The following is a 21,638-nucleotide window of genomic DNA, read 5'->3' as shown; positions in this document are numbered from 1 at the left end:
GGCGAAGCTGACGTCGGCAGCCGCCAGCGCCGGCGCGTCGTTGATTCCGTCGCCGACCATCGCCACCACCGCCTGGCCGGTCTTCAGCGCATTGACCGCCGCCGCCTTGTCCGCGGGCAGGATGCCGGCCTGGAAATCATCGATACCGGTTTCCTGGGCAATCGCCATGGCCGTTCCGAGATGGTCACCGGTCAGCATCACGACGCGGATTCCCATGCCCTTGAGGCGGGCCACGGCGGCACGCGAGGTCTCGCGCAGCGGGTCGGCGATGGCCAGGAGCGCCAGGGCCAGGGAGCCATCGTCCCCGGCAGATGGGGTGTTGCGCTGTTCCGTCAGGACCACGACGGTCTTGCCGGCGCGCTGCAGGGTGTTGATCAGATCCTCGGGCAAGGCCAGGCCGTGGCAGCCGTCCGGTGCAGCCAGCCGCAGCCAGCGCCCGGCGACCCGGCCTTCGACGCCGCGACCGGGAATCGCCTGAAACTCGCCAAGTTCCGGCAAGACCGTCCCGGCGGTCTGTGCGTGCTGCAGGATGGCCCGCCCCAGCGGATGTTCCGATCCCTGTTCCAGGCCAGCAGCCAGCGCCAGCGCTTCCTCGGCCGACGCCGCCAAAGGGACGAGATCGGTGACGACCGGTTCGCCGCGCGTCAGGGTGCCGGTCTTGTCGATCGCCAGTATGCTGACCTTCTCGGCGCGCTCGAGCGCCTCGGCATTCCTGACCAGAATGCCAGCTGCGGCGCCCCGACCGCTGGCGACCATGATCGCCGTCGGCGTGGCCAGCCCGAGGGCGCAGGGACAGGCAATCACCAGCACTGCCACGGCATTGACCAGCGCACTGCTGAATACACCGGAAAAAGCCCACCAGGCGATCAAGGTAAGCAGGGCGATGGCGCAGACGACCGGTACAAAAATTGCCGAAACCCGGTCAGCCAGTCTCTGCACCGGCGCTTTCGACCCCTGCGCTTCGGCCACCATGCGGATGATTCCGGCGAGCAGGGTATGCTCGCCGACGCCGGTGGCCCGGCAACGCAGCATTCCCTCGCCGTTGGCGGTGGCCGCAAAGACGCGGTCGCCGCGGCGCTTGGCCAGCGGCATGCTCTCACCGGTCAGCATGGCTTCATTGACGTTCGACGAACCGTCGATCACCTCGCCGTCGACCGGCAGGTTTTCGCCGGGACGGACAATGAAGATGTCTCCTGGCACCAGCAGGACGGCGTCGATGTCGAGCAGTCGTCCGTCGCGTTCGACACGGGCCGTTCTCGGTTGTAGGCGGATCAGCGCCTCGATGGCCTCGCTGGTCTTTGCCTTGGCACGCGCTTCAAGCAGCTTGCCGAGCAGCACCAGCGTGATCACTGCCGCCGAGGCTTCAAAATAGACATGCAGGTCGGCAGCAAGCGACAGGGTGACGACCAGGCTGAAGCCGTAAGCCATGCTGGTACCGAGCGCAACCAGCACGTCCATGTTGGCACCGCCACTGCGCAGGGCTTTCCAGGCGCCATCGTAAAAACGCCAGCCGATCCAGAATTGCACCGGTGTCGCCAGCAGCAATTGCAGCCAGCGGGGCAGGAGATCCGGGTGAGCGTCTGCGCCGGGGTTGAACATGCCCAGCATGGGTGCGGCCAGCGGCAGCGTGAGCGCGGCAGAGATCCAGAAACGACGCAATTCGGCCCGCTCGCTGGTGCGTTTTCTTGCCTTTTCGTCGGCCTGAGAACGATCATCGGCCAACCGGCCGGTAAAACCGGCACGCTCGACGGTGGCGATCAGCAGCGCTGGTGCGACGACGCCGGGAAGGTAACGAACTGTCGCTCGCTCGGTCGCCAGATTGACCACCGCGTCTACCCCCGGCAGACGGTTGAGCATTTTTTCGAGCCGTGCCGAGCAAGCTGCGCAGCTCATGCCGGTGATGGCCAGCTCAAGAGTCTGCGGCGGCAGGTCGAGGGGCAGCCGAGAATCGGGGCCTGATTCGCTCATCCGCTGCGGAGTACCTGTGGTGCCAGTTCCAGCACCCCGAGCAGTCCCCAGATGCCAAAACCGAGAATCAGCAGGCCGCAAGCCAGGCGAACCCCTGGTTTGATGGCATAGGCCTGGAGGCGGGCGGCGAGCAGACCGGCGAGCAGCAGATTGGGCAGGGTGCCGACACCGAAGGCCAGCATCAGGCCGGTCCCATGCACCGCAGAACCGCTGGTGAGGGCGGTTGCCAGGGCACTATAGACCAGACCGCAGGGCAGCCAACCCCATAGCAGACCGAGCGGAAAGGCCTGCGCCATGGTGTGTGCAGGCAGATAGCGGCGGCCCAGCGGTTGCAGATGCCGCCACAGCTTCTGGCCGCAGCGCTCGCTGAATGCCAGCGCCCGGGTGACGCCCATCAGGTAGAGACCCAGTGCGATCAACATCCCGTTGGCAAGCAGATAAAGGACGGTACGAACCGGCCATTGACCGGACAAGGCCATGCTGGCTTCACCGAGCGCACCGGCCACGGCACCGGCGGTGGCATAGCTGACGATGCGTCCGGTGTTGTACGCCAGATGCAGGGCAAAGCTTGCAGGGGCACCCATCGACAGCGCGCCGACGATGCCGCCGCACATGCCGACACAGTGCGTACCTCCCAGCAGACCGATCAACAACAGGGCGAGATGGCTGGATTCAGGCATCAGTGTGAAAGTCGCGTCAGCGACTCATGAATCTCCCCGCCTCACTCGTGGGAACGAAGGCGGGGTTTCGCGGAGCACTGCTGTGCGCCGCCGCAGCCGGCCCGCGATGCAGCGCGGGCCGTCGGAGGGGTCGGGGGGATGAGAGGGGGGAATTCGCAGAGCATGCGCTGCGCCCAGCGAACGATTCCGGCGTGCAAGGGAGGGAAAGGGTCATGACTTTCATGATCGGGGGTGCCTAACGTGCCGTTGAGCTGCGCCAGAGTGCGGAGCACGGAGGCGTCCGCTCCAACGACTGGTCGAACCAGGAGGTCATCTTAAGATGGAAGCCTTGTTCGCAGCAAATTTTGATCGCAACTACCCGTTCCCTGCAGCGCAAGGGGCTGCAGCCCAAGACCGTAGAGCGCCATCCGCCGAGCCTGATCGTTGCAGCAAGCGTCGATTGGCTCTACGATCTCGCCATGTCCAACCCCGAGTCACCCGCCAAACGACCTCTGCGGCGTCCCTTGCTCGCCCCTGACTCCCTGCCGGAGTTGTCTTCCGCCATTGAGGGCGTGGACGAGACGGTCTGGGTCGAGGTGATCCGCAAGATGGACGAGGTTTACAACGATCTTCTGCAATACGAGGTGGTCCTCGAGCAGAAGAATGCCGCGCTCGAGGACTCGCAGCAGTTCATCGAGAGCGTTCTGGCGTCGATGTCGGACATCCTGATCGTCTGTAACCGGCACGGTGCGATTCAGGAGGTTAACGATTCGCTGTGCCGCTTTATCGGGCAGGACGAGACGGTCTTGCGCGGGCAAGCACTCTGCGATCTCTTCGCCGATACCGCGTCGCAGCAGCGTGCCCGCGATTTCTTCTCGCCGGCACGCCCGGCAACCGTCCAGGATTGCGAGCTGCTGATCTGCGGCCGTGATGGCAGTCCGCTACCGGTCTCGCTGAATTGCACGCCGCGCCTTTCAGGAACCGGCAAGCTGGTTGGCATGGTGCTCACCGGTCGCCCGGTCGGCGAGTTGCGGCGTGCCTATCACGCACTGCGGCAGGCACACGACGATCTCAAGCGCACCCAGCAACAGCTTCTGCAGGCCGAGAAAATGGCTTCACTCGGACGTCTGGTGGCTGGTGTCGCGCATGAGCTGAACAATCCGATCAGCTTTGTTCTCGGCAATGTTCTGGCTCTTCGGCGTTACACTGCACGTCTGCAGACCTACCTGCAAGCGATACACTCAGACCTCTGCACGCGCTCGACGCAACTCGAGGACCTGCGCCAGGAACTGCGCATTGACCGCATCCTGGCCGACCTGCCGCCGCTGCTCGACGGCATGAGCGAAGGGGCCGAGCGTACGCGCGACATCGTCGATGGACTGAAGCGCTTTACGGCCATCGATCGTAGCGCTGCCGAACCCTTCAACCTCGCTGAAGTCGTTGCGCGTGCGGTACGCTGGGTGGCACGCGCGGATCCGCGCAATTTTCGGGTGACGATCGACCTGCCGCAGGAGTTGCCGGTCGTGGGTTCTTCCGGCCAGATGCAGCAGGTGCTGATGAATCTCGTGCAGAACGCCCGTGACGCCTGCAGCAGCGGCGAATCACCCAGCCTCGAGATCAGCGCCGAGCAATGCGATGGCATGATCAGGGTGCACTTCGCCGACAACGGGCCAGGAATCACACCCGAGAATCTGTCGCGGCTGTTTGATCCCTTTTTCACGACCAAGCCGATCGGGCAGGGCACCGGGCTTGGCCTGTCGATCAGCTACGGCATTGTCGAACGTCACGGTGGGCGACTCGAAGCGGCCAACAGGGAGGAGGGTGGCGCCCGATTCACCCTGACCTTGCCGCTAGCGAAGGCTGAAGCGACCAGGACCCTGGTTCACGGCCCGCAGTCATGATCCATGCATCGACGAAGACTATTCGAGTCTTGCTCCTTCGATTCCCGTGAGGGTGAAGTCAATCTTGACGATCATCCGACAGTTGACGGCCTCTCCTCCACGTCGCCCAGGAGAAAACGGCGTGATGCGGAAGGCCGCCCGGGCCGATTCTTCGAAAATGCCGGGAGGGCTGGCCTCCAGGATCTCCAGATGGCGCAACCGGCCACTTTCATCGATCAATAACAATAAGCGAACCCAACCTTCCAGGCCATGGACTTGGGCGTGCGGTGGATAGGCGGGTACCACGGAGATCAAGGGATACGGTTGTTCGTCCAGTTCGGATGATTTGAAGAAATATTCCTTGATTGGGAGCTGAATCGTCGGGGAGGTATTGGGTGAGCTGGAGGAATCCTGATTGCTGGCCTGAGCTGTTTCCTGCTGCGGGGTCGATAGCGGGTCGTTGGCCTCTGTTGCAGTGAGTGGCGCTGGAAACTGACGCTGAGTCTCCGGAGACGCACCGGGCGGGCCGGATAGCCACTGACCGTTGGCTTCGGCGATTGTGAACGGAGCCAAGGGCGGGGCTGCTGTTTCAAAGGGTAGCGTTGGCTCGCTGATCCCCGTCTTCGGGGAATTCTCGATTCGGATCTCCAGACGAACGGGTGCTGTGAACAGGGTCGGGGCCCTCGCGGGCCCCAGGATGGATAGCATTTCGGCATGCAGCAAGGCTGACAGCAACAACCAGACTGCCAGTTGCCGTGTCATCGGCAGAGGCGCCTCCGAGAGCGGAGCAGGTTACCAATCATCTCTCGGGTTCCTGGAACCAGTAGATGCGCTGAACCACACCAGGTGCACCGAGCAGATCGGGGTTGCAGTTGGCGTCACTGCAGGATTCGCTAAAAATCTTCTTGTCATGGAAGATGGTGACGATGTCCGATGGGAAGCCCCGTATCGCGAAATTGGAGGAAACGCGCGAATCGCTGCTGGTGATACTGCCGCTGTGGTCGGTATCAATCACCACGCTGCCATCAAGTGCGTTCATGGCATATGTCGTTCCTTTTCCGGGCGGCAGGCAGACAGACGCCGAAGCAAGCGGGCTATAGGTTCCGAAACGCAGTACGTTGAAGAACACCGATGGGGCATTGACCACCTTCTCTCCATCCACGCCGCCAGTTTCAAGTCTCATCACCCAGCCCAGTTTGCCGACAAGTGCAGTTTGCGCTGCCGTCTGCTGAATGGTGGTACCGAACTGTATCAGATTGTCCGTCAGGTCATAGAAGTCACTCGTGCTTGGGTCAGAGGAGTATTGGATGAGAGACCTCCCGGTCGTCGCCAAACCCGTATCGAGATCCTTGATCATGAACATCAGATCATTGTTATCGGTGCGCAAGGGATTTTCCTTGTCTCCTGTCCCGACGTATACCGCGTCAAAGCGCTGTCCCTGGTATTTCTGTTTCACTACGGCGGGAGGGAAGAAAATCCTTCGCCGAGGTGTTGCACCATTGGTCAGATCGGCAAACTTGGTGGCGGTCCAGCTTGATGGCGTGGCACTGTCGACATCGAAACGCCAGACGTTTCCACCCAGGTCACCAAGATACAAACGATCGGTATAGCCGTTTGAATCGAGATCGGTGTTTAGAGGAGCCGCCTCCGAAGGAATGCTGAACAGCATCCCGGACACCTGGGTGTTGGCGCCGGCACTGGCCGCCGGCGTGAAGCTCCTGATCAGTTCGCCGGTTCTGCCGTTCACAAAAAATACGCCGCGGCCCATGGGCGTGCTCGTGCTCGTGATACTTTCGACCTTCACCGTGCCCGTCGGGGGCGTGTGTAATGAATCACTGACCGTATAGGTAAAGCTTCGGGCACTTGTGACCGTGATGGTTTTGGCGCCGTTATAGCCATCCGGCGTCGCGCCCGAGACCTGCACCGAATCACCCGTGGTGAAACCATGATCCACGGGGGTGGTGGCCGTTGCCGTCGTTCCCGATCGAGTGATCGTCACCGAGATCTGGTCATTGGCGACCGGATCATAACCGGCACCAAAAATCAGCACTGGGTCGGAACTTGTACGCATCCTGGTGAAGGCCGGTGTGGACCAGGTTTCACCCAGTTCATTAAACCCGGAAGTACTATTGTCGACCTTCCACATGAACTTGGGCGCCGCCCGCTCGGAAATGTCGAGGACGTAAACTGCACGGCCACCACGGCGCATGCCGAAGACCAGATAAGCCTTGTCGCTCGAGGTGATCTTGCCGTCCTCATCAACATCCTCAAGGTAAATCCTCGGGCTGCCATCGCCTGTGATGAGATGCTCGCCGACCGGGTTTTCATACATCGACTTGAGTTTCGGGATGTATTCTTCCGGCATGAAGGCCCATTGCTCCTTGCCCGTCGCCGTATCCACGGCATGCAACAGGCCATCATTGGACATGTAGAACATATCGGAGACCGGAGGAACGGTCGTACCGTCGTAAGTCAGAACGGCCGGACTGGAATGCAGCACGTCCCCATGCGGCCAGGTTCGCCATGTAGAGCAAACGGTTGCGGAATCGGCATCCTTGCATCCTGCGTTGACTGGATCACCTCCACGGGCATGGTTGAGGATGGTTGCCCGCATTGCATCAGTCATCGAGGCGTCGCCCAGCAAGTCCTTGGTGATCGTCGAATTGACTTCCGACATGGCGTTGCTGGCGTTGGTCAGGAGTGGCTCGCTGCTGCCGGAGAGATGCGTGTAAAGCTTACGCGAAGCCGGCGTGGATCCGGACGCCGTCTTCAAGACATATCCGGTTCCTCCCTGATTGGGTTTGCTACCGTCCGGAGCGGCCGGGTCACTCCAGTAACTCACGGCTTCGTCCCGCACCCTGGCGATTTTCAAGATTCTGTCGAATTCCTCGATGTTTTTCAGGCCGCCTGCCGTGAAGGTCGTCTGGCCGGTCAGGCACAGCGGGATTTGCACGTTGTCGACGTCAAGCCCGCAGGCCGCGGCATTGCTGCTGAGCTTGAACTTCTTGACCGTACCCTCCCAGGACTGTTGCAGGCTGGGACGGAAGAAGGCAAGAAAAATGTCGTCCGAACTCTCAGAGCGGTTGGTGGCCGAGATGGGCACCGTCGGCGCAGCAAGCGTCGGATTCCAGTCGCGGATCGTATCGATCGCTTTGGCCAGTGCCGTCGACAGTTCGCCACTGTCTTTGGCCTCGTAGAACGCGCCGCCACCGTTCGTGGCGGCTTTTTCAAGGACCGGCGAGGAGCCACCGGCAAAACCCACCGTGTAGGTGGAGACTGACTGAACGCCTGTAAGCGAGTCAGTGGCTGTGCCACCACCGGGAGACATGTCGCCTTTGGCCATGAAATGGGTCAGTTCGTCCAGCCAGACATAATTGCTGGGGTAAGCGATGTCCGTTGGGCCATACGGTAGGCCGGCATTTTCGAACTGTGTTGAGGGGGTGCCTTGCAGCGTCTTGATGGTGTCCGCCCGGAAAGGAGGGCCCTGGGTGAGTGCTTGAACGAGGGCATCCGCCTGATTGTCGTTCTCGGGGCCGCCATCCGAAATCAGAACCACATAGTTTTTCTGGCAAACCGCAGGGGTCGTGCGATTCGGGTTGCTCATCATGGGCGAATCGTATCTTCCTGCGACAATGGCTGAGGGGTCACTGCCGGCCGATACCGTGCCGCCGCCGACGGCGGGGGTGGCATCGGTTCCGAACAGGGGGGGTTCTCCGCGAAAGTACAGGTAGGCTTCGTACATCACTTCCGTCAGCGGGGTCGTGCCGGTGGCCACCACACTGTTGATTGCACGCAAGATGCTCGCGCGATTGACGTAATCGGAGTCCGTTTCGCTGGACCCCATGCGACGGATCGGATAGACGATATTGCCTCCCTGGCTGCCTTGAGTGTTACGAATGGTGATGTCGTTGGGCAGTTTGTTGTAAACCATCAGGCCGAAGCGGATGCCGTTCGTTTTGTTGACCAGGTCAGTCAAGGCATCCTTGGCGATCTGCAAGCGTGTCTTGCGCCCGATCGGGGCACCTGTTGCCCCTTTCGCTCCGTATTTCCAGTTGAGGTAATTGACCGAGTACATGTCGACCGCATTGGGGTAGCTCGCCGACGGGTCGGTTGGCGTATAGGCCGCCGTGGTTCCTGTCGCGGAGTTGGTGACGTTCCAGTCCTGGCCAAAAGTGCGGTCGATGGCCGCAGTCATGAAACCGTTGCCGGGATTGCCCGTCGTGCCGTTATCGGCCTTGCAGTCGTGAACAAGATGGTTTGTCCCGGCAGCAAACGGATAGACGATGTAATCGGCTGAATCGCCTGGAGTGGTGGAAGATATGGTCTGATTGGTGCAGGCACCGGTGGGGTTGGAGAGGTAGCGACATGCGAGAGAGCCTTCACGGACTTCGCAGGTGGTGGTGGTATCGGATTTGCTGGTGCACCCGACGCTGGTGCCATTCCCGCTGTTGAGTGCGGCATTGGGATAGACCGTGGAACCGATGGTGATATTACCCAAAGTCATGTCGCAGTAGTTGGGGCTGCTTCCGCCAGATGCACAGGCGCTGGCGCCCAGGACGTTGCCCTGACCATTGCAAGAACCGCTGCAGGTGCCGCCATAATAATAGGTGCCGGTGCCCTCAACCAGGATCGAGCTTCGGCCAGACCAACTGCAGCCATAGGGGTTGGCGGACGTGTAGGAATTGTTCAGGTTCTGTGGGGTGCCGCAAGCGGCAGGCTCCGTGCTGCAGTCGCTACCGCTGGTGCCGGTGCTTTGGCAGGTGGCGCCATTCTTGACCCAATACTTGATGGTGCCGGTGCCATCCTGCGGGGGGGTGCCCGAATCATGCGCCGAGTAAGCGCCCTGGTTACCGTCCGTTCCTGGATCGGCATCGAGCACACAGGTGCGCGTGCACAGCGTGGTGGTCATTGCGCCAGTCGCACTTAGCCTGAGCAGGGTCCCCGGCTGATCGTAATAGGCAGGGGTGCCTGTCATCTGGCCGAAGGCCGGTGGCGTCGAGGCATCGCGATTGCCTTTCCAGGCCTTGTGCAGGGCCGTCGTCGTATCGGCGCTGATATCATAAAGTTTCAGCAATTCGACCACGACCGAATTCGTGGGCGACTCTCCTGCAAAATTCTGGAAATTGAACCCCCCCATGTCGGCCTTGAGATCGGTCCAGCCCGAACGCGAGGAGGTGCCTTGGGTACGAATGGGTTGCCCCTGCTCGCCGATATCGGGGACACCGCCAAACGGAGCCGCCCGCGGGTAACTGTCGCGTACCGGGTAGGTGGGTCCACCACCCGCGGTGCCCAGAAACTCAGTGTATGCGCGGATTCTGCTGCCGACCGTGCCCACCACGCTGCCGGGCACGATCTCCACGGTAGCCGTCCGGGTGCCACCGAGGGTGTTGGGGTAGGTGCTGTCGCCATTCATCACACGCCCGTTGATCAGGTCCAGATAGGGTTCCCAGCGTTGCCATGGCTGCTTTGCGTATTTCCCCGTATTGCGCGGATAGGGGGTCGGCGCAAAGACCGTGGAGGGGAGAAGCTTCTCCAGCGAGTCGTTACATTGGTTGTAGTTACGTGAATCGGCGAGCGGCCCATAGTCGATCCCCGCACGCACGTTTGCAGGAAAACCGCTCTGCGCCACACCGCCCAGCCAACGATTGAAGGAATTCGACCACAGCCGCCCGTCCGTCTCCGGGGTATCGGCTGGCAGCCAGTAGATCCATCCGGCGTTTTTGTAGTTGCGATAGACATTGCGTGCTCCGGGATCGCCTGTTTCGGTGGCTTTGGAGTAAGCCGAAGCGGCATCCTTCTGTTTATGACGCTCAGCCGTATCCCCTCCTGCCCAGTATCCGTATTTGGCGTTCGCGTTGCCGGGATCCAGTACGGTATCGGATATTTGGTGATCAATCATGTTGGAGTCGTTCCACAGATACTCCACATGCGAATCGTAGGCGCCGGGATATTCGCGCCATCCTTCCGGGGTGTTCATCGAGTCCGAGGTGTCGAGAATCAGCAGCACCGCGGGTTCCGCGGTGCTGCCGGCGTAAGTCGTCGACAGATAGATGTCCGTATCTCGTGCCGAGGCAGCGCCGGAGTACAAGGATAGCGGCAGTACGCTCAACGGGTTGGCCAGTGCTGCAATCAGGGTCCACGCGACGCGTCGTTGCCAGGGCTTGAGGGAATTCTGGGTCGGCTTGGGGGTTAACATGATCGGGCCTCGCTTATCGTCATCTGTTTCATGATCAGGAGCAACCACCAGCCGGCAAGACGCGGCGAATCCCCTGATTGACAATGGTTCTGCCGGCAAAAACCGGGTCTCTGGCATCTGCCTGAACTTGGAAATAGGCGGCTTGCATGGCTTTTGGACCCAGCATGTTGCCGCTGCCCACCCCGGCAAAGTCGGTGCACGCCACTTCGTTGGCAGTCAAGGTGACATTCGTCAGGTGGCTGAATGGTCGGGAAGTGAAATCGTAGTCATCGCTCAGATTGAAGTCCAGCAATTTCAACGGTATGGCGCGATGTGAGAAATTTTCCCGGTTCTTGTTCATGAAATCCCAGATGGCGGCCTCCGCATTGGCCAGATTCTGGGCAGAAATCTGGCTGGCGCCCCCGATTCTCAGTTCGATGACGCCGGTGCGCAGCATGGAGATGACCAGCAGCGTCATGATCACCATCATGATCAGGCTGAACATCAGCACCACGCCGGCTTGCGATTGAGCGGTTGTTTTCATGATGAGGGTAAAGATTCAAGCCGTTGGGCGAGGTTGCGAACCTGAAAGGATTGCGTGAATACATGTCGATGATAGTTGCAGGGCAGACCGTCCTCCTGGCAGTTCAATTCGGCGGTCCCGTCACCATCCAGATCGTAGGATCGGCTGCGATCGTCATAGTCGTTGCTCGGCTTGGGCGAGCGAACCAGCAGGGAGATTCTCGCCGTTACCACCCGCTCCGCAAACTGTACGGCCGTTGGTGTCTCGGTGTAGGTCACCGGCGCACCCGTGCCGCCGGTGCCCAGACCGTAGAGAATCCGTACCGCCTCGATGCCTTCCGCGATAGCGACCTCGGTCATGGTCGTGCCGACAAGTTCCTGCCGTACCAATGTGGGAATCGGCTGGTTGTGGTCATCGGTGGCAAGACAGACACCGCCCGTTCCGGTAGGGCGACTGCAGGGGCGAAGATAGTATGCCCTGGCCTGATAGGGATATATTGGCGCTTCGGCTCCACCCAGAAAAAGTCGTCTGGGCGGTGTCCCAAAACCGGCATATTGGTCGCCCCGGAACAGGATCCCGCCGCTCGGGTCCGACTGGACATACAGTGTCCCGGCGTTCAGAGCGGCAGGCGGCACCGCGATTCCAGTCGCTCCGCGCACCACGAGCATGAAGCTGCCACCGAGGAAGTTGGCGGCATCGATGCAGGACATGCTCGCAAGAGTGGCCGTACCCAGCGTTTGCGCGAAATTGATGGCCCAGTTGGTGCCACAATCGTTGGTAATGGCGATGGCCACCGGAATGGCAAGGTCGTTCGTGGCCATCTGGCCATAGAAGCCCGCCATACGCAGGTCGGCGCCAATGGTATTGAGTGCATAGGCGCCGTTCTCCTGCATGCGGGAGAATTCGTCATTGACCTTGAACACGCGGGTGGAATTGGCGAACAGACCGCCCAGGGCGAGCAGCAGGATGATGCCGATCGTCATGGCGACCATGACTTCCACCAAGGTCATGCCGCGTTGCCGCGCGTGTGCTGCTGACCGAGTGTGCGCGCGCATGATCATCATGAACATCCCCAGGGTGCGGCGGCATTCAACTGGCAGGTGACAACCGCGAGGGTGACCAGGCGGCGGCGCGCAGGACTTCCGTAAAGCCCTGCACCGCATGCCGAGGCCGTTGTGGCGTCCGGGGCGAAGGTATCGCTCTCGCCCTGCCACGCCACGCTGACCAGGAATACCGGTTCGGTGGCGGCGGGTCTTTCGATACATCCCCGGGCGCCGATGATGCCGCCGACACGATTGGTCGCAGCATCCTTGATTTCCGATCCGCCGGCGAGCACGCCGTCCCAGGTGGCGAGATGATTCTGCGCAATCTGCTCACTGGTGCAATTGGGACCGCTCAAGCACTTGGCGTCGCTGGCAAGCGCCTTGTAAGTGGCGAACAAGCCTCCCCGTCCAGGCATGCCAGTCCCTTCGGTGACCCCGGTCACGTAGAATGGCGCCCCGCCCTGATTGGCGCGGATTTTTTCGGCCATTTCCTGAGCCATGGCCAGCGCCTGCTGGCGTTGGTAGGCCTCGAATCCGGCGCGCTGCCCCTTGAGCATGAGGGCCGCAATGCCGAGCAATGCAATCATGAGGATCAGCAGGGAAATCAGCACCTCGAGAAGGGTGAATCCGCGCATGGCCTGCTGCAAGAATTTCATGGCGTCTCCTCAAGGGCAACCGGCAACGCCGCTGACGGTCGTGATGCGACCTGTCGGGCTGAACTCCAGCAGGCGTGCCGGTACGCTCGGGGAAGTGAGCGTGGAACTGACCGTAATCCCCCGAATCCCCGTTCTTTCGGCGCCGGCGTTATAGGTGCGCACCCGGCCGTCTCCCCCAAAGCTCAGAACGTCGATCGAATTGTCGACATTCGTACCAACGCTGCAGATTCTGACGGTATTGTCGAGGGCCGGTCGGGAGACGAGGACACTTTCACCGGCATCCCACACCCCGTCGCGGTCGGCATCGTCAAAGACCTGCCAGCCACCAATCCACTGGGTCGTGGTACGCGTGATGCCGACGCGGGTGCCGCGCTTGATCGCTTCGATGCGCGCCAGAGCCAGGTCAGCCGTGAGGTCCGAGGTCACTGTCCTGAGGCGTTGATTGGCGATCATTTCCTGAAAGGGGAGTGTGGCCATGCTCATCAGAATACCGAGGATGACAATGACGACGATCAGTTCAATCAGGCTGAAGCCGTGATTTGGTCTGCTGGCCATTACCATGGTTTGTCCGTGCCTGCCGTGTAGACATTATCTCCATCGGTGTCTCGCCACTTCAGGGTTCTGTTGTTGATCACCAGATTCCCGTCACCCACCATTCTGGCGCCAACCTTCGGGGCCATGAACAGCAGGAAGGCAGGAGGCGTGGCCGCGTTATTCACGCCCGTAAAATCCGGGTCAGCGTAGTCTGCGGCGACGTCTGCCGGAGTGCTCATGCCCAGTCCCCCAGCTCCGACACCCAGCGCTGTTGCATACTGCCGATTGTCAAGCAGATATTGCTCCTGACGCTGCGCAACATCCATCAAGAATTGCTGGGCGGCGGCACGGTGGGCTCGATTGACATACTCATTGTAAGCCGGCACGGCAATCGCCAGCAAAATGCTGATGATCGCCACAACCATCATTAATTCAATCAGCGTAAAGCCGGAACTCTGTGGTTCTCTTTGATGATTCATCATCATTTCGCCTGGGAGGTGAAGTGTTGGGCATCATGGCCTCAAGCGGGTCGGGCAAGGCACAGAACACAGCTCATGATAGTCGAGAGGCGGTTGCGAGCAAGCCCGGCACGATATACGGCAGCTTGCGGGAGACGAGTGGTGCGGGGTGTATCCGTTCGGGTGAGATCGAAGGGCTGGCAATGGTCAAGCCAGGCACTTTCCGAGATCGTGTTCGACGGCCAGCGAATCGGCAGCCACCATGCGAATGGGCAAACCACCGGGTGGTGGTTCGCCCGGGGTGACGACTACTGAAGTTCGCGCGGCAGGGCGAAGGTGACGTTTTCTTCAGCGCCGTCGAGTTGGCCTATCCTGGCCGGGTCGCCACCCGACAGGCGATCGACGACCTCCTGGACCAGCACTTCCGGGGCAGAAGCGCCGGCGGTGACGCCCACCCGGCTGGCGCCAGCGAGCCAGGTCGGGTCGATCTGCTCGGCCTGATCGATGAGATAAGCGCGGCTGCCAATCAGTTCGGCGACTTCACGCAGGCGGTTGGAATTGGAACTCGACTGACTGCCCACGACGAGTATGACTTCGGTGGTCCTGGCTAGCTGCTTGACCGAATCCTGCCGATTCTGCGTGGCGTAGCAGATGTCGTCCTTCTTCGGGCCGATGATCTCGGGAAAGCGTGCCTTCAAGGCCGCCACTACCTGGGCGGCGTCGTCGACCGACAAGGTGGTCTGCGTGACGTACGCCAGGCGGGCCGGCGCGCTGACCTGCAACTGGTGTGCGTCGGCGACAGTCTCGACGAGATACATGCCATCAGGGCTTTGTCCCATGGTTCCCTCGACTTCAGGATGCCCCTTGTGGCCGATCATCACGATCTCGCGACCCTCCTTGCGCATCTTGGCGACTTCGACATGCACCTTGGTGACCAGTGGACAGGTGGCATCGAAGACCTTGAGGCCGAGCGCTGCGGCCTCTTCACGGACTGCCTTCGAGACCCCGTGGGCACTGAATATGACCGTACTGCCGGCTGGTGCCTGAGCCAGTTCGTCGATGAAGATGGCGCCCTTGGCACGCAGATCGTCACAGACGAACTGGTTATGCACCACTTCATGGCGGACGTAGATCGGTGCGCCGAGGGTTTCGATGGCACGTTCGACGATGGCGATGGCGCGCTCGACACCAGCGCAGAAACCACGTGGATTGGCAAGAATGACCTGCATGCGGGGCCTCACATGATGGCGATGACTTCGACTTCGAAACGGATCGGTTTGCCGGCGAGTGGATGGTTGAAATCGAAGAGCGCGCTGCTGTCGGTCAGCTCGCGCAGAAAACCGGCAAAGCTGGCCGCACCGTCCGGAGAGCTGAACTCGATCAGTGAGTTGACCCGCAGTTCGATTCCCGGCGGCAGCGCACTGCGGGCGATGCGTTCGACGAGGCGCGGGTTGTGGGGTCCAAAGGCGTCCAGACCGGCAAGATGGAAAACGTGACGCTTGCCGGCGGCGAGGCCGAGCAGGCAGTTTTCGAGCGAGTCGGCAAGCTGGCCACTGCCCATCTGGAGGGTGGCCGGCGAGAGGTCGAAAGTGCTGACGTAATCGCTGCCGTCATCGGCAGAGAGGCGGTAGTGCAGCGTCAGGAAGCTGTCGGACCTCACCGTGGCGACGGCAGCAGGCGGTAGGCTGGCATTCGGCGTGTCAATCAAGACGGCTCCCGGTGGCTGGTCTGCATGGGGTCGGGCGTGTCCGGTTTGCGGGCAAACTGGTCCCAGGCCATCAGCAGCGCGCCGATACAGATGGCCGAGTCGGCGATGTTGAAGGCTGGCCAGTAGAAACCCGCAGCGTGCCATTGAATGAAGTCGATCACGGCGCCGAAGCGCAGGCGGTCGATGACGTTGCCCAGCGCACCGCCGAGGATCAGGGTGAGGGCCAGCGAGAGTCTGAACTCACCGCTGTGGCGCGGCAGGATGCTGACGATCCAGACCGAGATGCACAGCGCCAGGACCGTGAAAAACCAGCGCTGCCAACCGCTGGCGTCGGACAGGAAACTGAAGGCGGCGCCGGGGTTGAAGGTCAGTACCCAGTTGAAGAAAGGTGCGACGTAGATCGAGTCGCCAGGTTGCAGCCAGGCGAGAACCAGCCACTTGCTGATCTGGTCGGCACCGACGATGATGCCGGCCAGCCACAGCCAGCGGTCGACATTACGCGAAGGCACGGGTCTCACCCTCGCCGTACAGGTTTTCGATGCAGCGACCGCAGAGGCCAGGGTGATCGGGGTGCACCCCGACATCCGGGCGCAGGTGCCAGCAGCGCTCGCATTTGGCATGGGTCAGTGGCGCACAGAGCAGCCGGTCGTTGGCGTCGCGAATCACTTGGGTCTGCGAGCAGATCAGGACAAAGCGCAGATCGTCCCCCAGCGAAGAGAGAATCTCGTACTTCTCGCCATCGCAGTAGAGGCTCACCTCGGCCTGCAACGGTGAGCCGATGCTGCCCGCGATGCGCAGTTCCTCGAGGGCGCGCATGACTTCGGCGCGATAACTGCGGATTTTGTACCATTTTTCGAGCAGTTCGCCTTCAGACGCCGGGGCCGGCAGCGCCTGCCAGGTGTGCAGCATCACCGACTGTTCGCGGTCGCCGGTCTGCAGTTGCCAGATCTCTTCGGCAGTGAAGCAGAGAATCGGTGCCATCGCCTTGGTCAGGCTGTGCAGGATCTGCCACAGTGCGCTCTGCGCCGAGCGGCGCGCCGGGGAAGCGGCGGCCGTGGTGTATAGGCGGTCCTTGAGGATGTCGAGGTAGAAGCCGCCGAGATCTTCGGAACAGAAGGTCTGTAGCGACTGCACGACACGGTGGAACTCGAAGCGTTCGTAGTCGGCCTCGCATTGCGCCTGCATTTGCCTGGTCATGGCCAGCGCGTAGCGGTCGATCTCCAGCCATTCCTCAATCGGTAGTCCGTCGCGGCTGGCGTCGAAGTCCGAGGTATTGGCGAGCAGAAAGCGCAGTGTATTGCGAATGCGGCGGTAGGCTTCGACGACGCGCTTGAGAATCTCGTCGGAGATCGACAGTTCGCCCGAGTAGTCGGTGGCCGCAACCCACAGGCGAAGGATCTCGGCGCCGAGGGTATCGGCAATCTTCTGTGGTGCGATTACATTGCCTTTTGATTTCGACATCTTCAGGCCCTTGCCGTCCACAACGAAGCCGTGCGTCAGCAAGGCCTTGTATGGTGCGCGGCCATCCATCGCGCAGCCGATCAGCAGCGAGCTCTGAAACCAGCCGCGATGCTGATCCGAGCCTTCCAGATAGAGGTCGGCCGGATAGGACAGTTGGCTGCGATGCGAGCCGCGCAGGACGCTCGAGTGCGTCGACCCGGAGTCAAACCAGACGTCGAGGGTGTCGCTCATCTTGCGATACTCGCTGGCTTCGGCGCCGAGCAGTTCGCTGGCGTCGAGCGCGAACCAGGCTTCGATACCGGCTTTTTCGACGCGTTGCGCGACGGCTTCGATGAGCTCGCCGGTGCGTGGATGCAGCGCCGCCGTCTCGCGATGCAGGAAGAAGGGCAGGGGAACCCCCCAGTTGCGCTGCCGTGAAACGCACCAGTCGGGGCGCGTGCGCATCATGGCTTCGAGGCGCGCACGACCCCAGGCCGGGAAGAACCGCGTTTCGTCGACCGCGCGCTCGGCGCACCAGCGTAGTGTCGGCTGCTCGTCGCCAGGCGGTGTCGATGTCGCGCCGGGCGATTTGGGGCGGTGCTCCATGCCGATGAACCACTGGGTTGTGGCACGGAAGATGATCGGAGTCTTGTGGCGCCAGCAATGTGGGTAGCTGTGCTGGATTTTTTCGGACTTGAGCAGGCGACCGTTGCTGGCGAGTTCCTGCAGGACCAGCGGGTTGGCCTCCCAGACCGTCTTGCCGGCCAGTTCGCCGACGGTCAGCGCTGGCGTGCCGGCAACGAAGCGTCCATCATCGCCGACCGGATTGTTGACCGGCAGACCGTAGACCTTGCCGATCAGGTAGTCGTCGGTGCCGTGCGCCGGTGCGGTGTGTACCAGGCCGGTGCCGGCCTCGACGGTGACATGCAGGCCGCAGATGATGGCCACGTCGCGCGGCTGGAATGGGTGTTTGAGCAGCACCTGCTCGAGCGCAACGCCCTTCGCCGCGCCGATCACCGTGCCGGTCAGCGCATAACGCTGCAGGCAGGCCTCGGCGAGTTCGCGCACGAGGATCAGCGCACCTTTTTGGGTATCGATCAACTGGTAGTCGAATTCCGGGTGCGCGCAGACAGCCTCGTTGGCCGGCAGCGTCCATGGCGTCGTTGTCCAGATCATCGCAAACGCCGGCCCGCGCAGGTGCGTCAGGCCGAAAGCCCTGGCCACCTTGTCAGAATGATTCGGATGGACTTCGAAGGCGACGTCGATCGCTGCCGAAGTCTTGTCTTCGTATTCGACCTCGGCTTCGGCCAGTGCGGAACCGCAATCGAGACACCAGTTGACCGGCTTGAGACCCTGGTAAAGATAGCCCTTTTCGAGAATCCGGCCGAGCGCGCGAATTTCGTCGGCCTCGGTCTTGAAGTTCATCGTCAGATAGGGCTTGTCCCATTCTCCGAGAATGCCCAGGCGGATGAAATCCTTCTTCTGGCGCTCGATCTGTTCATTGGCGAAGGCCCTGCACAGCTCGCGTACGCGGTCGGCTGGGACATGCTTGCCGTGCAGTTTTTCGATCTGGTGTTCGATTGGCAGGCCGTGGCAGTCCCAGCCCGGGACATAGGGCGCGTCGAAACCGGCCAGCGTCCTGGCACGGACGATAATGTCCTTGAGGATCTTGTTGACCGCATGGCCAATGTGAATGTCGCCGTTGGCGTAGGGGGGGCCGTCGTGCAGGATGAAGCGCGGGCGCCCCTGCGAGGCCTCGCGGATGCGCTCGTAGAGCCGGGTCTGTTGCCAGGCGGCAACCCACTGCGGTTCGCGGCGGGCAAGGTCGCCCCGCATCGGGAAGGGCGTATCGGTGAGATTGAGGGTTTTCTTGTAGTCGGCCATGGTGGTTCTCACAACTGGAAGTACTGTTTCACGGCGGCAACATCGCTGGCGATCTGCGCCTTGAGAGCGCCATAGTCAGGAAATTTCATTTCATCCCGCAACTTGTGCAGGAAGCGAACGTTCAGATGGGCGCCATAGATGTCGGCGCAGAAATCAAGCAGATGCACTTCAAGCAGCGGCCGTACCACTGGCTGGGCACTCGGCCGGTAGCCGAGGTTGGCGGCGCCTCGGTGTGGGCCACCTGGCAGGCCTTTGACTTCGACCGCAAAGACCCCTTGCAGCGGTGGTCGTTCGTGTTTGATGCGAATGTTCGCAGTGTGAAAACCGAGTTGTCGTCCGATCTGATCGCCGCGCATGACGCGTCCGTCGATCGAATAGGGACGGCCGAGCAGACGCGCTGCGTGTTCGAGTCGCCCGGACTGCAGGGCATCGCGAACGGCCGAACTCGAAGCGCGCTCGCCATCGAGCGTGATGCTTTCCATGGCCTCGACCTGAAAACCGAGCCTGGCGCCGGCGTCGCGCAGCGTTGCAAAATCGCCGGCGCGCCCAGCGCCGAAGCGAAAATCGTCGCCGACGATCAGATGCCGGACGCGCAGCGCCTCAACCAGCACCCGTTCAATGAATTCTTTGGCGCTTAAGGCGGCGAAACGGGCATTGAAGTGGCAGACGTAGGCCAGGTTGACGCCGTCATCGGCGAGCAATTCAAGTTTTTCCCGCAGTGTGGACAACCTTGATGGCGCCGATTCAGGTGCAAAGAATTCGCGCGGATGCGGTTCGAAGGTGAGCACTGCCGTCGGTAGGCCGATGCTGCTAGCAGCCGTCGTCAGACGAGCAAGCAGGGCGCGATGGCCAAGGTGCACGCCGTCGAAGTTGCCAACGGTCAGAACGGTGGCACTCGGCGCTGTCTGTGAAAAACCGCGATAGACGAGCATCGGGAGCGAGTGAGGACGGACAAAACATGCGATTATAACCAGTTTCGTCTTCTTTTCCTTGTTTAAGGTCGGCGATGAAGGTCAGCAATTGCTACCATTGCGGTCAGCCCATACCCACTTCGGTCGATCTTGCGGTCAGCATCGACGGGCAGCCGCGCGCCATGTGCTGCGGTGGATGCCAGGCGGTGACACAGGCCATTGTCGACAACGGGCTAGCCGACTACTACCGTCATCGCGATGCCTTGCCGAATCCGCCACACGAAGCTCTGCCGGCGATCATCGAGGGCCTGCGATTCTACGATCACGCCGATTTCCAGAAAAGCTTCGTGCGGGTTCTCGGCGACGGTCCTGACGGTAACGAGCGCGAAGCCTCGCTGATTCTCGAGGGGATCACCTGTTCGGCGTGCATCTGGCTCAACGAGCAGCAGCTTTGCCGCCTCGCCGGGGTGACTGCAGTCGATATCAATTACGCGACACGGCGTGCACGGGTGCGCTGGGACGGGCGGCGGATCAAGCTGTCGGACATTCTCGCGGCGATCTCGGCGATCGGCTATCGCGCTTATCCCTACGATACCGCGAGAAGCGAGGAACTGGCGCGCCAGGAACGGCGCAGCGCGCTGTGGCGGGTGTTCGTCGCCGGTTTCGGCATGATGCAGGTGATGATGTATGCCGTGCCGGTCTATTTCGCGAGTACCGGCGAGATGACGCCGGCGGTCGAACAATTGTTGCGCTGGGCCAGTCTGGTCCTGACGGTGCCGGTGGTCTGCTATTCGGCCGCGCCCTTCTTTCGCAATGCCTGGCGCGATCTCCGACTGCGCCGTGCGGGAATGGATGTGCCGGTGGCACTGGGGATTGGCGCTGCCTTTGCAGCCAGCGTCTGGGCGACGCTGACTGCCAGTGGCGAGGTCTATTTCGATTCGGTGACGATGTTCGTCTTCTTTCTGTTGAGCGGTCGATTTTTGGAAATGACCGCCCGCCAGCGCGCGGTCAGCGTCACCGAGGCACTGGCCCGGCTGATGCCGGCGGTCGCGGCGCGAGTATCGGCGTACCCGGCGAGTCGTGACTGCGAACAGGTGATGGCCGCCGATCTGCGGCGTGGCGATGTCGTTCTGGTCAGACCTGGCGAGACGATTCCGGCGGACGGGCAGGTCATTGAAGGCGAGAGTAGTACCAACGAGGCGCTGCTGACTGGGGAGAGCGCGCCGGTACGGAAGCGCCCGGGGGGGCCGGTCACGGCTGGGGCGGTCAATATCGAGAGCCCGCTGCTGGTCGAGGTGACGCAGGTCGGCGATGCGACCCGACTGTCGGCGATTGTCCGTCTGATGGAGCGTGCAGCAACCGAGAAACCGCGTATCGTTGAACTGGCGGACCGCATTGCCAGCCACTTCATCGTCACGCTGCTGTTTCTCGCTGCGGCGGTGGCTCTCGCCTGGTGGTTCATCGACCCTCGGCAGATGCTGTGGATCACAGTTTCGGTGCTGGTCGTCACCTGTCCCTGTGCCTTATCGCTGGCCACCCCGGTAGCACTGACGGTGGCCAGTGGAGCAATGGCCAGGATCGGTCTGCTGGTGACGCACAGTCACGCCGTCGAATCCCTTGCGCAGGCCAGCCATTTCGTCTTCGACAAGACCGGGACCTTGACCACCGGCGAGATGCAGGTGCTTGAAATACTGCCCCTTGGCAGACTCGATCAGCAAGACAGTCTGGCGCTGGCGGCAGCTCTCGAGCAGGCGTCGGAGCATCCGATTGCCGCTGCCTTGCGGCAGGCCACCGGGGGC

The 21,638-nt window shown here is 61.6% G+C and carries 16 protein-coding genes; 2 read left to right on the top strand and 14 right to left on the bottom strand.

The window, feature by feature from the left end:
• On the bottom strand, positions 1-1,968 hold a 1,968-nt coding region (locus CAPSK01_RS22380; protein ID WP_273703358.1), incomplete at its 3' end, for a heavy metal translocating P-type ATPase.
• Entirely contained in the window at positions 1,965-2,648 is a 684-nt protein-coding gene (locus CAPSK01_RS08620; protein ID WP_034925271.1) for a sulfite exporter TauE/SafE family protein, read from the bottom strand. The genes CAPSK01_RS22380 and CAPSK01_RS08620, both read right to left, overlap by 4 nt.
• Positions 2,649-3,106: 458 nt before the next feature.
• On the opposite strand from CAPSK01_RS08620, the gene CAPSK01_RS08615 reads away from it, so the two are divergent.
• Positions 3,107-4,528 (top strand): ATP-binding protein, encoded by a 1,422-nt coding sequence (locus tag CAPSK01_RS08615; RefSeq protein ID WP_273703377.1) that lies wholly within the window; start codon positions 3,107-3,109, stop codon positions 4,526-4,528.
• 18 nt (positions 4,529-4,546) lie between these two features.
• Here the strand turns inward: CAPSK01_RS08615 and CAPSK01_RS08610 are convergent, their stop codons facing one another.
• From CAPSK01_RS08610 to CAPSK01_RS08555, 12 genes are all read right to left on the bottom strand, one after another.
• The gene (locus CAPSK01_RS08610; RefSeq protein ID WP_034925268.1) at positions 4,547-5,269 is read right to left on the bottom strand and encodes an energy transducer TonB; all 723 of its coding nucleotides are present in this window, start codon (positions 5,267-5,269) and stop codon (positions 4,547-4,549) included.
• Positions 5,270-5,306: 37 nt separating this feature from the next.
• Positions 5,307-10,703, bottom strand: a complete 5,397-nt coding sequence (locus CAPSK01_RS08605; RefSeq protein WP_034925265.1) for a PilC/PilY family type IV pilus protein — start codon at positions 10,701-10,703, stop codon at positions 5,307-5,309.
• A 34-nt stretch (positions 10,704-10,737) separates the two neighbouring features.
• Positions 10,738-11,226 (bottom strand): hypothetical protein, encoded by a 489-nt coding sequence (locus CAPSK01_RS08600; protein WP_034925262.1) that lies wholly within the window; start codon positions 11,224-11,226, stop codon positions 10,738-10,740.
• Positions 11,223-12,269, bottom strand: coding sequence for a PilW family protein (locus CAPSK01_RS08595; protein WP_273703357.1), 1,047 nt, complete (start codon positions 12,267-12,269; stop codon positions 11,223-11,225). Before CAPSK01_RS08595 ends, CAPSK01_RS08600 begins: the two co-directional genes overlap by 4 nt.
• The gene (gene pilV, locus CAPSK01_RS08590) at positions 12,266-12,904 is read right to left on the bottom strand and encodes a type IV pilus modification protein PilV (protein ID WP_273703356.1); all 639 of its coding nucleotides are present in this window, start codon (positions 12,902-12,904) and stop codon (positions 12,266-12,268) included. The genes CAPSK01_RS08595 and pilV overlap by 4 nt, the downstream gene beginning before the upstream one ends.
• Before the next feature lie 9 nt (positions 12,905-12,913).
• A complete protein-coding gene (locus CAPSK01_RS22375; RefSeq protein WP_273703355.1) occupies positions 12,914-13,459 on the bottom strand; it encodes a GspH/FimT family pseudopilin in 546 nt (181 codons plus the stop codon).
• A complete protein-coding gene (locus CAPSK01_RS08580) occupies positions 13,459-13,923 on the bottom strand; it encodes a type IV pilin protein (protein WP_273703354.1) in 465 nt (154 codons plus the stop codon). Before CAPSK01_RS08580 ends, CAPSK01_RS22375 begins: the two co-directional genes overlap by 1 nt.
• A 281-nt stretch (positions 13,924-14,204) precedes the next feature.
• Positions 14,205-15,125: a 4-hydroxy-3-methylbut-2-enyl diphosphate reductase gene (gene ispH / locus CAPSK01_RS08575; RefSeq protein ID WP_034925258.1), complete on the bottom strand. Its 921-nt coding sequence runs from the start codon at positions 15,123-15,125 to the stop codon at positions 14,205-14,207.
• An 8-nt stretch (positions 15,126-15,133) separates the two neighbouring features.
• A complete protein-coding gene (locus CAPSK01_RS08570) occupies positions 15,134-15,604 on the bottom strand; it encodes an FKBP-type peptidyl-prolyl cis-trans isomerase (protein ID WP_273703353.1) in 471 nt (156 codons plus the stop codon).
• Positions 15,601-16,113: a signal peptidase II gene (lspA, locus tag CAPSK01_RS08565; RefSeq protein WP_034925255.1), complete on the bottom strand. Its 513-nt coding sequence runs from the start codon at positions 16,111-16,113 to the stop codon at positions 15,601-15,603. The genes CAPSK01_RS08570 and lspA overlap by 4 nt, the downstream gene beginning before the upstream one ends.
• Positions 16,100-18,928: an isoleucine--tRNA ligase gene (ileS, locus tag CAPSK01_RS08560; RefSeq protein ID WP_034925253.1), complete on the bottom strand. Its 2,829-nt coding sequence runs from the start codon at positions 18,926-18,928 to the stop codon at positions 16,100-16,102. Before ileS ends, lspA begins: the two co-directional genes overlap by 14 nt.
• Positions 18,929-18,936: 8 nt before the next feature.
• Positions 18,937-19,860: a bifunctional riboflavin kinase/FAD synthetase gene (locus CAPSK01_RS08555; RefSeq protein ID WP_034925251.1), complete on the bottom strand. Its 924-nt coding sequence runs from the start codon at positions 19,858-19,860 to the stop codon at positions 18,937-18,939.
• Positions 19,861-19,934: 74 nt separating this feature from the next.
• Here CAPSK01_RS08555 and CAPSK01_RS08550 point away from each other — a divergent pair.
• Positions 19,935-21,638 (top strand): heavy metal translocating P-type ATPase (locus tag CAPSK01_RS08550; protein ID WP_273703352.1); only part of this gene is annotated, 1,704 nt, incomplete at its 3' end.

Origin of the sequence: Candidatus Accumulibacter vicinus, assembly GCF_000584955.1 — a bacterium.
GTDB lineage: Bacteria > Pseudomonadota > Gammaproteobacteria > Burkholderiales > Rhodocyclaceae > Accumulibacter > Accumulibacter vicinus.
This window is presented reverse-complemented; position numbering and strand designations above follow the sequence as displayed.